Source organism: Microbacterium sp. BWT-B31 (assembly GCF_041379855.1).
GTDB lineage: Bacteria > Actinomycetota > Actinomycetes > Actinomycetales > Microbacteriaceae > Microbacterium.
In genome coordinates, this window is sequence record NZ_JBFECU010000002.1 from 200,039 (window position 1) to 213,040 (window position 13,002).

Below are 13,002 nucleotides of genomic sequence, written 5' to 3' on the forward strand. Positions count from 1 at the left end.
GGAAGCCGAGACTATCGTGGCGCGCATGACTGTCGACCAGCTGCGCACCGCCGTCTCCGGCCCCGTCGTCGCCCCCGGCGATTCCGAGTGGGACGCGGCGCGCCGATTCCACACCGGCGTCGGCGCACCCGTCGTGATCGTCCGCGCGTCGTCGGTCGACGATGTGCGCGCAGCCCTGCGGATCGCCGTCTCCGACCGCGAAGACGTGATGATCCGCAGCGGCGGTCACAGCGCGTGGGGCGCCGTCCCCGGCGGGGTGACGATCGACATCTCCGCGCTGAACTCCATTCGCGTCGACGGCGACCTGGTCCACGTCGGCGGCGGCGCTACGTGGGGCGCGATCGCGACCGAGCTCGCCACACACGGCCTCGGGCTCAGCTCGGGCGACACGGCCTCGGTCGGCGTCGGCGGGCTCACGCTCGGCGGCGGCATCGGGCTCATGGTGCGGGCGTGGGGCCTCGCGGCCGACCAGCTCGTCGGCGCTCAGCTGGTCACCGCCGACGGCGACGTGCTCGAGGTCTCGCCGAGGTCGCACCCCGACCTGTTCTGGGCGCTGCGGGGCGGCGGCGGCAACTTCGGGGTCGTGACCCGCTTCGACTTCCGCGCGCACGCACTGCCGGCCGTCGCCTTCGCGCACCTCGGCATCGACGGCGACGCGCGCCCGGTCCTGCGCGCGCTCCGCGACCTGCTGGCGGATGCCCCGCGCGAGCTCACCGCGACCTTCAGCGACGTTCCCGCGATGGACCCGAACATGCCGGCCGGCGCGACCATCGCGGCCGTGTGGGCCGGGCCCGACGAGGCGGGGCTGCGCGCCGCTCTCGCGCCGCTTGTCGCCCTCGACGGCGTCCATGAGATCGAGGCGGCCGTGCGGCCATACCGCCAGATCCTCCTCGAGGTGCCCGAGGCCGACCCCGACGTGCCGATGCCCGGCTTCGTCGGCGGCAACACGCTGCTCGACCAGCTCGACGACGACGCGATCGAGCGGCTCGTGGCGTTCCGCCAGGCCCGGCCCGCCTCGGTGGTGCTGCTGCGCTCGCTCGGCGGCGCGTACGCCGACGTCGCGCAGGACGATTCGCCGTTCCCCGCGCGCGAGGCCACCTGGTTCGCGATGGCGGGCGCCTTCGACGTTCCGGGCATGCTCGACGATACGTCGCGCGCCGACGCCGAGGCGGCGTGGGCCGCGATCGAGGAGCGCGGCAGCGGCTGCTACGGCAACTTCACGCCGTCGACCGACCCGTCCTGGGTCGCACGCATGTTCTCGGCCGAGACGCTCGCACGTCTGGCGCGGATCAAGCGCGAGTGGGACCCGGGCAACGTCTTCTGCCGCAACCACAACGTGGTGCCGGCAGAGGCGTGATCAGTGGGTGTCTTCGGCCTCGATCTCTGAGCGGTCGCCCGACCACAGGGTGTGGAACGTGCCCTCGCGGTCGATGCGCTTGTACGTGTGCGCGCCGAAGAAGTCGCGCTGGCCCTGGATGAGCGCGGCGGGCAGGCGCTCCGCGCGCAGCCCGTCGTAGTACGCGAGCGACGACGAGAAGGCGGGGGAGGGGATGCCGGCACCCGCCGCGGTTGCGACCACACGCCGCCACGCGCCCTGCGCGCGACCGAGCGCGTCGACGAAGTAGGGCGCGGTGAGCAGCACCGGCAGTTCGGGGTCGGCGTCGTACGCGTCGGCGATGCGGTTCAGGAACTGTGCGCGGATGATGCATCCGGCCCGCCAGATCTTCGACACCGCACCCAGGTCGATCGCCCAGCCGTAGCGCGCGGCACCGGCGCGGATCTCGTCGAAGCCCTGCGAGTAGGCGACGATCTTCGACGCGTAGAGCGCAAGGCGCACGTCTTCGATGAAGGCGTCGGCGTCGTCGACCGAGAGGCCCTCGACCGGGCCGGGGAGGCTCCCCGACACGGCGCGCTGCTCGGGGTGCGACGACAGCGAACGGGCGAAGGTCGCCTCGGCGATGCCCGACACCGGCACGCCCAGGTCGAGAGCGGTCTGCACCGTCCACGCCCCCGTGCCCTTGGCGCCGGCCTGGTCGACGATGACGTCCACGAGCGGGAGGCCGGTGGCGGCATCCGTCTGACGCAGCACCTCGGCGGTGATCTCGATCAGGTACGACTCCAGCTCGCCCCTGTTCCACTCGGCGAAGACGTCGGCGATCTCGGCGGGGGTTTTGCCCGTGCCGCGGCGGATCAGGTCGTACGCCTCGGCGATCAGCTGCATGTCGGCGTACTCGATGCCGTTGTGCACCATCTTCACGAAGTGGCCGGCGCCGTCGTGGCCGATGTGCGTCACGCACGGCTCGCCCTCGGCGACCGCGGCGATCGAGCGCAGGATCGGGCCGAGGGTCACCCACGACTCGTCGGGGCCGCCGGGCATGAGCGACGGGCCGAGGAGGGCACCCTCCTCGCCGCCCGAGACGCCCATGCCGACGAAGTTGAAGCCGCGCTCGCGCACGGCCTTCTCGCGGCGGATCGTGTCGGTGAACAGGGCGTTCCCGCCGTCGACGATGATGTCGCCCGGCTCGAAGACGTTCATCAACTCGTCGATGACGGCGTCCGTGCCGGCGCCCGCCTTCACCATGATGATCGCGGTGCGCGGCTTCGAGAGCGACGCGGCGAACTCCTGGTACGAGAACGCGGGCACGAACTCGGCCTCGGGGTGCTCGGCGACGAGCGTGTCGGTCTTCTCGTGGCTGCGGTTGAACACCGCGACCGTGTTGCCCTCGCGGCTGGCGAGGTTGCGGGCGAGGTTCGAGCCCATCACCGCAAGTCCCACCACACCGATATTCGCTGCTGCCTCGGTCACTCGAGCTCCTGTCGTCGTTCGACTTTCAGCCTAGAGTCTTGCCCATCGCTGTCACGTCATGTTGTCTGGTACCCACATCGCCGTGCGCGCGACTGTGAGCGCGAGGCTTCGGCATCGCGGCTCGCGGCTGACGGAGCGAGCCTGGCCGACCGCGGTCAGCCCGCATCGCGACGCCGCTCGGCGACGAACCTCCGGGCGACGGAGATGTCTCGATCGCCGAGCCCCGAGGCGACGAGCTCATCGAAGGCGTCCCTGACGGCGGGGAGCAGGATCGTGTCCGTCTCGGTCGCCTCGGCGACGTCGGTCGCGAAGCGGAGATCCTTCACCATGTACTTCGCGACGCCGCTCGGCTCGTCGTCGCCGGTGACGAGCTTCTCCTTGCGGCTGGCGAGCAGGTTCGAGCCCGCGTAGCCGCCGCTGAGAAGATCCCACAGCGAGCGCGGGTCGATGCCGGAGCGCTCGGCGAGGACGGTCGCCTCGCCGAGCGCGAGGATCGTCGCGGCCACGACGAGCTGGTTGCACGACTTTGCGACCTCGCCTGCGCCGAGCGGTCCGAGATGCACCGGGTTCCCGCACGGGGCGAGCAACTCGGCCGCGCGCTCGGCATCGGCGGGATCGCCGCCGATCATGATCGAGAGCCTTCCCGCGGAGGCTCCGTCCTCGCCGCCCGACACCGGGCAATCGACGACGTGCACGCGGCCGCCGGTCTCGTCGCGGAGTCGCTTCGCGAGCGAGCGCACTCCCGTGGGGGACGAGGTCGACCCGATCATGACGAGCAGTTCGCCTGCGCCGGCGAGCAGTCCCTCGGGGCCGTCGAGCAGAGCCTCGAGCTCGGGCAGATCCGGAAGCATCACGAGCACCGCGTCGACCTGCTCCGCGAGTTCGCGGGGTGTGGCGGACCAGGTCGCCCCCGCTGCCACGAGATCGGGCCGGGGGCGTCGGCTGTGGATGACGAGGTCTCCGCGCGCGGCGAGGAGATGGCGGGCCATGGGCGCGCCCATCGCACCGAGTCCGATGCATCCCACCGTGGCGGCAGTGGCCGTGTGGCTGGTCTCGTCGTCGAGGTCACCCGTGCGTCGCATGGCACGATGGTAACCGATGTTCAGCCAGACGGACACTATTCAACAGGATGAACTCACCGTATGCTGATGAAGGCGCCGCCGCCATGCGCCCGCAGACCGATGAAGGGATTCCGGATGACCGAATCACTCGGGCCAGCGCGCCCCGAAGCGGCCGCCTCATCCCGCACGCCCGAGCTTCGCGTCGTCGCGGCCGTCCCGCTGCGCGAAGACCTGTGCCGCCTGATCGAGACCCTTGAGCCACGCGTCGAGGTCGTGCGCGACCACTCGCTCGTGCACCCGATGCGCGGGCCCGCCGACTGGTCGGGCGACCCCGCGCACGTCCGCACGCCCGATGAGCAGTCGGCGTTCGACGCCCTGGTCGACTCGGCCGACGCGCTGTTCGGCATCCCGGATGTCGATCCCACAGCCCTCGCCCGGACTGTCGCCGCGAATCCACGCCTGCGCTGGGTAATGACGACCGCGGCGGGCGGCGGGAGCCAGATCAAGGCCGCCGGCCTCGATCGCGACGCGCTCGACCGCATCGTGTTCACGACCAGCGCGGGCGTGCACGGCGGGACGCTCGCGGAGTTCGCGGTGTTCGGCGTCCTGGCCGGCGCCAAAGACCTGCCCCGGCTGCAGGCGGACCAGCGCGACCGCACCTGGCCCGACCGGTGGGAGATGCGCCAGCTCGATGAGATGACGGTTCTCGTCGTCGGGCTGGGAGGGATCGGCGCCGAGTGCGCGCGCCGATTCAATGCGCTCGGCGCGCGCGTGTGGGGGACCACGCGCTCAGGCCGGCCCGTCGACGGTGTGGATCGCCTCGTTCCGCTCGATGACCTCGAGTCCGCGGTCGCGGAGGTCGACGCGATCGTGGTGACCCTGCCGGGCACCGAGCACACGCATCACCTCGTCGGCGAGCGCGTGCTCGCAGCCGTCAAGCCCGGGGCGATCGTCGCGAGTATCGGCCGCGGCACCGTCGTCGACGAGGCCGCCCTGCTCCGCGCGCTCGACGATGGGCGTGTGGCCTTCGCCGCGCTGGACGTCTTCGAGTTCGAGCCGCTGCCCTCCGACTCGGCGCTGTGGACCCATCCGCGAGTGCTCGTGAGCCCGCACACCGCGGCGCTCAGCGGCAAGGAGGAGGAACACATCGCGCGTCGCTTCGCCGCCGACGCAACACGCTTCCTGGACGGTCGCGCGCTCCACGCCGTGGTCGATACGGTCGAGTTCTACTGACAGCGGGAGGCATGCCTCCCCGACGAAGGGATGCCATGACCGACGATCAGGAGGACCGCACGGGCCGGGATCCCGCGCCGGCGGTGACGCGCAGCATCCGCCTCCTCGACCTGCTCGCCCAGCGTGCGCCGCTCACCCTCACCGAGCTCGCGGGCGAGCTCGGCCTGGCGAAGTCGTCGACGGCGAACCTCTGCCTCGCCCTCGAGGCGTCCGGCATGGTCGAGCGCGTCGCGCACGGGTACCGTCTCGGACGCCGAACGGCCGAGCTGGGTGGAGCGTACGCCGCGCAGTTCCAGCAGGTGCGCGAGTTCTACGCGGTGTGCGACGCCTCGCCGGTGCTGCGGCATGAACTGGTGCAGGTGGCGATGCTCGACGGCGCCGACGCGCTGTACCTGGCGCGCCACGAGGGCAACGGCCGGGTTCGGCTGGGCACGCCCCTCGGCTCGCGACTGCCGGCCGCGCTCTCGGCGACGGGTCGTGCGCTGTTGATGGGCTACGACGACGCACGCGTGGGCGAGCTACTGGCCGATCGCGTGCCGTTCCCGAGACTCACCGAGAACTCGCCGACCGACCTCGCATCGCTGCTCGAACGGCTCGCCGAGTCACGGCAGCGCGGGTGGTCTCTCGACGCGGAGGAGTCGTACCCCGGCATCGTCGGCGTCGCGGTGCCGCTCGAGCCGTGGGCGCCGGGCGATCCGCAGCTCGCGCTGGGTGTCGGCATGGCGGCGGCCGCCACCGACACGGCGCGCATCGCGCGCGTCGCGAACGCGCTCGTGGCGGCCGCCGAGCTGCTGACGAATCCGTTCAGCGCAGCCGCGCGGAGGAAGTGACCGCCGAACTCGCGAAAAGATTCTGTGTTCAGCATATTGAACGGAGTACAGCAGGTTAGTACGATGGGCGAGTCAGCCGGTACGCCGATCGAAGGAGATGGCATGAGCACCCCGACCACTGTCCAGGCCTCGGACGCCACAGAAGACCCGGAGTACGCCGCCAGCCTGCGTCGCGCGACGTTCGCCTCGAGCATCGGCAGCGCGCTCGAGTACTTCGACTTCGCGCTGTACGGACTGTCGACCGCCCTGATCTTCAACGTGCTGTTCTTCTCGCAGGAGAATCCCGCGATGGCGACGGTCGCGGCCTTCGCCACCTACGGCGTGGGGTTCATCGCCCGGCCGTTCGGCGGACTGTTCTTCGGTGTGCTCGGCGACAGGCTCGGGCGCAAATGGGTGCTCGTCATCACCATCCTCCTGATGGGAGGCGCGTCGACGGCGATCGGCGTGCTGCCCACGTATGAGGCGATCGGCATCTGGGCTCCCGTGCTCCTCGTCACGATGCGCCTGCTACAGGGGTTCGGCGCGGGCGCCGAGCAGGCCGGTGCCACCGTGCTTATGGCGGAGTACGCGCCGGTGCGGCGCCGTGGCTTCTTCTCGGCCCTGCCCTTCATCGGGATCCAGGCCGGCACGCTGCTGGCCGCCGTCGTGTTCAGCCTCATCACGCTTCTGCCCGAGGAGGCGCTGATGTCGTGGGGGTGGCGCGTGCCGTTCCTGGCGTCGTTCGCGCTGATCCTCGTCGCGCTGTTCATCCGCATGCGTCTGCGCGAGACGCCGACGTTCATCGAGCTCGAGAAGCAGGAGCAGATCGCCGAGCATCCGATCCGCGAGATCTTCACACGCGGGCTTCCGGGCGTCATCGTCGGCATCGGCCTGCGCATGGCTGAGAACGGCGGCTCCTACATGTTCAGCACCCTCGCCCTGGCGTTCTTCGTGTCGGTCGTGGGACAGGAGGCCGACCGCAGCCTGCTGACCTGGGGCGTCACGCTCGGCTCCCTCATCGGCATCTTCTCGGTCCCGCTGACCGGCGCGATCTCGGATCGCTTGGGCCGTCGCACGGTCTACCGGTTCGGCGCCGTCTTCATGCTCGTCTACGCCTTCCCGGCCTGGTGGCTGCTGTCGCTCGGCAACTACGTCATCTCGATCGCGGTCATCGGCATCGGCATCGGCATCGCCGTCAACTCGATGCTCGGCCCGCAGTGCGCGATGCTTCCCGAGCTCTTCGGCAATCGTCACCGCTACCTCGGCGTCGCCATGGCCCGCGAGCTCTCGGCGGTCCTCGCCGGTGGTCTGGCCGGCGTGCTCGGCGCATACCTGATCGCGGTGAGCGGCGGCAACTGGCTGCTCCTCGCGATCTACATGGCGACACTCGCCATCATCACGACAGCCTCGACGTTCCTCGCGCCCGAGACGCTGCGTCGCGACCTCACGCGTCTCGACGACGCGGTGAAGGTCTCGCGCGACGAGGTCGGCGACGACGTCAGTGCGACGACCGTGACGATCCGGACCGTCGGGTGGTGACCGTGTCCGCGGCAGACGCCCGCACGGGCACGGCCGCGTTCGACCTCACCGGCCGGAGGGCGCTGGTCACCGGCTCCGGTCAAGGCATCGGCCGCGCGCTCCTGGAGGGGCTCGCGCTCGCGGGCGCCACGGTGATCGCGCACGGGCGGGATGCCGCGAAGGCCGCCCGCGCGGCGGAGGAGGTGGCCGCGGCATCCGGCCGACCCGCCTTCAGCTCCGTGTTCGACGTCACCGATCCTGCCGCCGTCGACGCCGGAATCGGGGCGATCGAGGCGGAGCACGGCGTCGTCGACATCCTTGTGAACAACGCCGGCATCCAGCGGCGCGCGCCCATCACCGAGTTCGCCGACGCGGACTGGGACGACCTCGTGCGCACCAACCTCTCGAGCGCGTTCTATCTCTCGCGTCGCGTCGCCCGCGGAATGGTCGCCCGCGGGTCGGGCAAGATCATCCAGATCGGCAGCGTTCAGTCGCAGCTCGCACGTCCCGGGATCGCGCCGTACTCGGCCACCAAGGGCGCGATCGTGATGCTCACGAAAGGTCTGTGCGCCGACCTCGCTCCGCACGGCATCCAGGCGAACGCGATCGCGCCCGGGTACTTCGCCACGGAGCTGACGCGGGCCCTCGTCGCCGACGAGGACTTCTCGACATGGGTCCGCAGCCGCACGCCCGCGGGACGGTGGGGCGACACGGCGGATCTCGTCGGCGCGCTGGTGTTCCTCGCGAGCTCGGCGAGCGACTTCGTGAACGGCCAGACGCTCTACGTCGACGGCGGCATGACGGCGGTGGTGTGATGCGGATCGGACGCGCGCTGTCGTCCGCCGGACCGGTCTACGTCCGCCGATCGGCGGACGACGAGCACGGCGAAGGCTGGGAGGCGATCGAGGATCCGTTCTCCGCGTTCGCCGCGGGGCGCGTGCCACTCGATCTCGGCGAGCGCGTGACGGGCGATCTGCTCGCGCCGAGTGAGCCGCTCGTCGTGGTCGGAGTCGCGCAGAACGGTCCGGCGCACGCGTCGCCGGTACAGGCGTGGCTGAAGTCGCCGCGCGGAGTCGTGGCGAGCGGCGTGCCCGTCACTCTGCGACGGGACGCGGGCACGACGGTCGCCGAGGGCGAGATCGCGATCGTCATCGGCCGCGACACGACCGGTCTCACCGCCGCCACGGCGCACGAGTACGTGCTCGGCGTCACCGCGGTGAACGACCTGTCGAGTCCCGACCGCGTCGCCTTCGACCCTCGCAACTTCGAGTCGAAGGCGGGCGTCGGCTACACGCCGCTCGGGCCCTGGGTCGACACGGCCGCCGACATCGACGTCGTGAGCCTCTCGATCCGCGTCGCCGGTCGGACGGTCGGGAAGACGGATGCCGCGGCCCTACCCGTGCCGATCCGCGAATGCCTCACCTACATTGCGTCGTGGGCACCCCTGGGCCCGGGTGACGTCGTCATGACGGGCGCCCCCTTCACCAACGCCCCCATCGAGCCCGGCGTCGTCGTCGAGGTGCAGGTCGGTGGCGTCACCCTGGTCACGCCGACGCGCTGAGCCGCGTCATGAGAGGATTCCCATGCCCAATCTCGGAGTCGTCGCCTACGGCGCCGGCGACCTGCGCGTCGTCGACCTCGACGAGCCCGTGCCCGCCGCGGATGAGGCGATCGTCGAGATCGCGTACGGGGGCGTGTGCGGATCTGACCTGCACTACTGGCGTCACGGTGCCGCCGGCCAGTCCGTGCTCCGCGAGCCGATGGTGCTCGGCCACGAGGTGTCGGGCACCGTCCTGGTGGCCGCCGCCGACGGCGACGGCCCCGCCGCGGGCACGCGCGTCGCGGTGCATCCGCTGTCGCCGCACGGCGACGGCGTCACGCCGTGGCCGGAGGAGCGTCCGAACCTCGCGCCCGGCTCGACCTACCTGGGTTCGGCGCAGCGCCTGCCGCACACGCAGGGTGCGTTCGCCAGACGCGTCGCATTGCCGGCGCGCATGCTGCATGCCCTTCCCGACGAGCTCTCGCTCGAACGGGCGGCGCTCGCCGAGCCCGCCGCGGTCGCGTGGCACGGCGTCGAGCGGGCCGGAGACGTGCGCGGCAAGCGCGTTGCGGTGATCGGCTCCGGCCCCATCGGCCTGCTCGTGGCCGCGGTGGCCCGCCACCACGGAGCGGCCGAGGTCATCGCGACCGACCTGGAGGCGCTTCCGCGCCGGATCGCGGGCGCGCTCGGTGCACACACCATCGACGCGCGCGACGCGGACGCGATCGCAGGCCTGCACGCCGACGTCGTCGTGGAGTCCAGCGGCACCGTTCCAGGCCTGGCCGCCGCGATCTCGGCGGCCGGCCGCGGCGGCACCGTGGTCCTTCTCGGTCTGCAGCGCAACGGCGACGTCGCCGCCCCGCTCGCGACGGCCATCACACGCGAACTGTCGCTCGTGGGATCGTTCCGCTTCGGACCGGAGCTCGATGCGGTGATCGCGGCGCTCGCCGACGGTTCGCTCGATGCCGACGGGGTTGTGACGCACGTCGTCGCGGCCGCTCAGGCCGTCGATGCGTTCGCGCTCGCGGGAGACGCGTCGGCCTCGTCCAAGGTCCTGCTGGCGTTCGACCTCGACGTCGCCTGAGGTAGCGTGAGCGCGTGGTGACGGCATCCCGAATCGTCGTGATGGGTCCGAGCGGATCGGGCAAGTCGGTCGTGGGCGCCGTGCTCGCCGCACGCCTGGGCATCTCGTTTGCCGACGCCGACGACCTGCATCCGGCTGCGAACGTCGCCAAGATGGCGGCCGGGACGCCGCTGGACGACGCCGATCGGATGCCGTGGCTCGACGTCGTCGCCGCTGCGCTGCGGGAGGCGCCCGAAGGCGGTGTGATCGCGTGCTCGGCGCTCGCTCGCCGCTATCGGGATCGCATCCGCGCGGGTGTGCCGGACGCGCTGTTCGTCGAGCTCGAGGTGTCGCCGCAGGAGCTGACGCGACGGATGGATGCGCGGGAGCACTTCATGCCGTCGTCGCTCCTCGCGTCGCAGCTGGACACGCTCGAGCACCTCGAGGCCGACGAGCGGGGAGTCGCGGTCGTCAATGACCGCCCGCCGGTCGAGGTTGCCGACGAGGCCATCGCCGCGCTCGGCCGCACTCAGTCCTTGCGGTAGGCCTGGCGGCCCATCGACCAGAAGGCGACGACGGTGCCGACGGTGCCCAGGGCCGCGATGAGCCCGACGACCCAGACGAGCAGGTGGGTGGCGAAGCCGTATTCCATGGGATCCTCCGGGTGCGGGGCGCTCCGCACATCGCGGAGTAGGTCGTCCTCATCGTAGCGGTGCCGCTGGTAGACTTGAGGACTGAACTTCGGCGAGGGATGCCTCGCGCCGCCGGCGACGGGGGTGCGGCATCCGTGATCGACGCGGTGTTGCAGGCCCAGGCTTCCTCACGCGCTCGCGTTCGAGTTGAACCAGACCCCACATATCGGGCACAGGCCCGCAAGGAGAACCCATCATGTCGACCGAAACCGACACCAAGGTCCACGCCGAGCTGCGCGAGAGCTTCGGCAAGGGCTATGCCCGCCGTCTGCGCGCCGCCGGCCAGATCCCGGCCGTCATCTACGGCCACGGCACCGACCCCGTGCACGTGGCGCTGCCCGGCCACCAGATCTCGCTGCTCATCCGCCGTGCGAACGCTGTGCTCGAGCTCGACGTCGCCGGCACCCACCAGCTCACGCTCGTCAAGGACGTCCAGAAGGACCCGGTGCGTCAGATCATCGAGCACATCGACCTGCTCGTCGTGAAGAAGGGCGAGAAGATCCAGGTCGACGTGCCCGTCGTCGTGGTCGGCGAGTCGTTCGCCGGCACGATCGTCAACCTCGACAACACAACCGTCGCGCTCGAGGTCGAGGCCACGCACATCCCTGAGAACATCGAGGTCGACGTCGAGGGCCTCGAAGAGGGCACCCACATCACCGCCGCCGACCTGAAGCTGCCCAAGGGCGCGGCGCTCGTCACCGAGGGCGAGACCCTGATCGTCGCGATCTCGGTGCCCACCTCGGCCGCCGCCGACGAGGACGAGGCCGCCGAAGAGGCCGGCGAGGCTTCGGCCGAAGCCGCCGCTGCCGACGAGCCCGCCGCGGAGTAATCCTCCGAGCACGTCTATGAAGAGGGGGTGCGGATTCCGCGCCCCCTCTTGGCATGAGCGAGGATGAGTGACATGGCAGACGCGTGGCTGGTGGTGGGGCTGGGCAATCCCGGGCCGCGGTACGAGCTGACCCGGCACAACGCCGGCCAACTGGTGCTCGACGAGCTCGCCGAGCGGCGCAGCGAGACCTTCCGCACGCATAAGGCGAACGCGCGTGTCGTCGAGACCTGGCTGCGTCCCGGCGGGCCGAAGCTCATTCTCGCCAAGCCGAACTCATTCATGAACGTGTCCGGCGGCGTGGTGGCGGGCCTTGCGAAGTTCTACGGCATTCCCGCCGAGCGCGTCGTGGTCGTGCACGACGAACTGGACATCCCGTTCGACACCATCAAGCTCAAGGTCGGCGGCGGCCACGGCGGCCACAACGGCGTACGCGACATCGCCAAGGCCCTGGACACGGCGCAGTTCCCGCGCGTGCGCGTGGGCATCGGGCGCCCGCCGGGCCGGCAGGACGCCGCCGATTGGGTGCTCGACCCGTTCGGGCCGGCCGAGCGCAAGAACCTTCCGATCCTGCTGTCGGATGCCGCGGACGCGGTCGAGCAGCTGGTCGGCGAGGGGCTCGTCGCGGCGCAGCAGAAGCACCACGCCCCACGAGCCTGACGCCCGCTCGGCGTCGCGCGGCTCAGCCGCCGACGCCCGTCCCCGCGGCGAGCCCGGCTGTGAGGAACACCCGCAGGCCGACGAAGAACAGCACCGGCCCGATCCCGGCCAGCACGACTGCGGCGATGCCGAGCCCGCGCCCGCGGTTGGTGACGATCGCGATGGTGCCCTGCACGAGGGCCCACAGGCCGAGCGCGGTGCCGACCCAGAACGACACCTCGCCGAGCAGCACCCAGTCGCGCACGGGGGTGAGCGCCGCCCACGGGAAGTCCCCGTCGCGCGTGACGAGGGTGAGCTCGTGGCCGGCGCCGACCCCGATCCGCCATGCGGCCACGGATGCCACGACCGTCGCGCCGATCGCTGCGAAGATGCCCGCGATGAGCGCCACCAGACCGAGGGCCGGCGTCGTGCGCGAGGGGCCAGCGGAGGGCCCCGGCGCGGGCAGGGCCACGTGCGGGCCCGGCTGCGCGTACGGCGGCGCGTACGCGGGGATGGCCGGGTAGGCGGGAGCGCCGGGGTGGGCCGGCGAGGTCGGGTGCTGCGGCGCACCGCCCTGCCCGGTGGGGGCGGCGCCCCACGGGGCGCCTGCGCGCGCGAAGGGCGGCACGGGGGCGGCGCCGGGCGGTGGCGCGCCGTACGCCGGGGGCGCGGGCGGGGCGGATGGCTCGTACGGCGGCTCGGGGGCCGCGGCGGGCGGTGGCGCGCCGTACGCCGGGGGCGCGGGCGGGGCCGATGGCTCGTACGGCGGCACGGGGGCCGCGGGGTTGTGTCCCGGGTCGCTCACGCTCACATCC

Annotated in this window: 14 protein-coding genes; 10 read left to right on the forward strand and 4 right to left on the reverse strand. The window is 71.7% G+C overall.

Going from position 1 to position 13,002, the window contains the following annotated elements; genetic code table 11:
- Positions 1 to 25 precede the first annotated feature (25 nt).
- Positions 26 to 1,357 (forward strand): FAD-binding oxidoreductase, encoded by a 1,332-nt coding sequence (locus AB1K54_RS03570; protein WP_371201333.1) that lies wholly within the window; start codon positions 26 to 28, stop codon positions 1,355 to 1,357.
- Here the strand turns inward: AB1K54_RS03570 and gndA are convergent, their stop codons facing one another.
- Positions 1,358 to 2,806, reverse strand: coding sequence for an NADP-dependent phosphogluconate dehydrogenase (gndA, locus tag AB1K54_RS03575; protein WP_371201334.1), 1,449 nt, complete (start codon positions 2,804 to 2,806; stop codon positions 1,358 to 1,360).
- A gap of 155 nt (positions 2,807 to 2,961) precedes the next feature.
- Positions 2,962 to 3,888 (reverse strand): NAD(P)-dependent oxidoreductase, encoded by a 927-nt coding sequence (locus tag AB1K54_RS03580; RefSeq protein ID WP_371201335.1) that lies wholly within the window; start codon positions 3,886 to 3,888, stop codon positions 2,962 to 2,964.
- Positions 3,889 to 4,002: 114 nt separating this feature from the next.
- On the opposite strand from AB1K54_RS03580, the gene AB1K54_RS03585 reads away from it, so the two are divergent.
- The 7 genes from AB1K54_RS03585 to AB1K54_RS03615 all read left to right on the forward strand — a co-directional run bounded on the left by AB1K54_RS03585 (position 4,003) and on the right by AB1K54_RS03615 (position 10,575).
- Positions 4,003 to 5,100: a D-2-hydroxyacid dehydrogenase gene (locus tag AB1K54_RS03585; RefSeq protein ID WP_371201336.1), complete on the forward strand. Its 1,098-nt coding sequence runs from the start codon at positions 4,003 to 4,005 to the stop codon at positions 5,098 to 5,100.
- Positions 5,101 to 5,135: 35 nt separating this feature from the next.
- Complete coding sequence (locus AB1K54_RS03590) at positions 5,136 to 5,930, forward strand: IclR family transcriptional regulator (protein ID WP_371201337.1); 795 nt, start codon at positions 5,136 to 5,138, stop codon at positions 5,928 to 5,930.
- 102 nt (positions 5,931 to 6,032) lie between these two features.
- Complete coding sequence (locus tag AB1K54_RS03595; RefSeq protein ID WP_371201338.1) at positions 6,033 to 7,448, forward strand: MFS transporter; 1,416 nt, start codon at positions 6,033 to 6,035, stop codon at positions 7,446 to 7,448.
- A complete protein-coding gene (locus AB1K54_RS03600; protein WP_371201339.1) occupies positions 7,445 to 8,242 on the forward strand; it encodes an SDR family oxidoreductase in 798 nt (265 codons plus the stop codon). The genes AB1K54_RS03595 and AB1K54_RS03600 overlap by 4 nt, the downstream gene beginning before the upstream one ends.
- Positions 8,242 to 8,988, forward strand: a complete 747-nt coding sequence (locus AB1K54_RS03605) for a fumarylacetoacetate hydrolase family protein (RefSeq protein WP_371201340.1) — start codon at positions 8,242 to 8,244, stop codon at positions 8,986 to 8,988. The genes AB1K54_RS03600 and AB1K54_RS03605 overlap by 1 nt, the downstream gene beginning before the upstream one ends.
- A gap of 22 nt (positions 8,989 to 9,010) precedes the next feature.
- Positions 9,011 to 10,051, forward strand: coding sequence for a zinc-binding dehydrogenase (locus tag AB1K54_RS03610; protein ID WP_371201341.1), 1,041 nt, complete (start codon positions 9,011 to 9,013; stop codon positions 10,049 to 10,051).
- 41 nt (positions 10,052 to 10,092) lie between these two features.
- Positions 10,093 to 10,575, forward strand: a complete 483-nt coding sequence (locus AB1K54_RS03615) for a gluconokinase (protein ID WP_371201472.1) — start codon at positions 10,093 to 10,095, stop codon at positions 10,573 to 10,575.
- Here the strand turns inward: AB1K54_RS03615 and AB1K54_RS03620 are convergent.
- A complete protein-coding gene (locus tag AB1K54_RS03620) occupies positions 10,560 to 10,682 on the reverse strand; it encodes a hypothetical protein (protein ID WP_371201342.1) in 123 nt (40 codons plus the stop codon). The genes AB1K54_RS03615 and AB1K54_RS03620 overlap by 16 nt on opposite strands.
- A 236-nt stretch (positions 10,683 to 10,918) precedes the next feature.
- Between AB1K54_RS03620 and AB1K54_RS03625 the strand changes: the two genes are divergently transcribed.
- Positions 10,919 to 11,551 (forward strand): 50S ribosomal protein L25/general stress protein Ctc, encoded by a 633-nt coding sequence (locus tag AB1K54_RS03625; RefSeq protein WP_371201343.1) that lies wholly within the window; start codon positions 10,919 to 10,921, stop codon positions 11,549 to 11,551.
- 72 nt (positions 11,552 to 11,623) lie between these two features.
- Entirely contained in the window at positions 11,624 to 12,208 is a 585-nt protein-coding gene (gene pth / locus AB1K54_RS03630) for an aminoacyl-tRNA hydrolase (RefSeq protein WP_371201344.1), read from the forward strand.
- Positions 12,209 to 12,230: 22 nt separating this feature from the next.
- Here pth and AB1K54_RS03635 read toward each other — a convergent pair whose 3' ends face one another.
- Complete coding sequence (locus tag AB1K54_RS03635) at positions 12,231 to 12,992, reverse strand: hypothetical protein (RefSeq protein ID WP_371201345.1); 762 nt, start codon at positions 12,990 to 12,992, stop codon at positions 12,231 to 12,233.
- Positions 12,993 to 13,002: the final 10 nt, after the last annotated feature.

Excerpts from the sequence above, each read along its gene's own strand:
- AB1K54_RS03570 (WP_371201333.1), top strand. The coding sequence starts at position 26 with ATGACTGTCGACCAGCTGCGCACCGCCGTCTCCGGCCCCGTCGTCGCC.
- AB1K54_RS03605 (WP_371201340.1), top strand. The coding sequence starts at position 8,242 with ATGCGGATCGGACGCGCGCTGTCGTCCGCCGGACCGGTCTACGTCCGC.
- AB1K54_RS03590 (WP_371201337.1), top strand. The coding sequence starts at position 5,136 with ATGACCGACGATCAGGAGGACCGCACGGGCCGGGATCCCGCGCCGGCG.
- AB1K54_RS03580 (WP_371201335.1), bottom strand. The coding sequence starts at position 3,888 with ATGCGACGCACGGGTGACCTCGACGACGAGACCAGCCACACGGCCACT.
- AB1K54_RS03595 (WP_371201338.1), top strand. The coding sequence starts at position 6,033 with ATGAGCACCCCGACCACTGTCCAGGCCTCGGACGCCACAGAAGACCCG.
- AB1K54_RS03625 (WP_371201343.1), top strand. The coding sequence starts at position 10,919 with ATGTCGACCGAAACCGACACCAAGGTCCACGCCGAGCTGCGCGAGAGC.
- AB1K54_RS03585 (WP_371201336.1), top strand. The coding sequence starts at position 4,003 with ATGACCGAATCACTCGGGCCAGCGCGCCCCGAAGCGGCCGCCTCATCC.
- AB1K54_RS03615 (WP_371201472.1), top strand. The coding sequence starts at position 10,093 with ATGGGTCCGAGCGGATCGGGCAAGTCGGTCGTGGGCGCCGTGCTCGCC.
- AB1K54_RS03620 (WP_371201342.1), bottom strand. The coding sequence starts at position 10,682 with ATGGAATACGGCTTCGCCACCCACCTGCTCGTCTGGGTCGTCGGGCTC.
- pth (WP_371201344.1), top strand. The coding sequence starts at position 11,624 with ATGGCAGACGCGTGGCTGGTGGTGGGGCTGGGCAATCCCGGGCCGCGG.
- AB1K54_RS03610 (WP_371201341.1), top strand. The coding sequence starts at position 9,011 with ATGCCCAATCTCGGAGTCGTCGCCTACGGCGCCGGCGACCTGCGCGTC.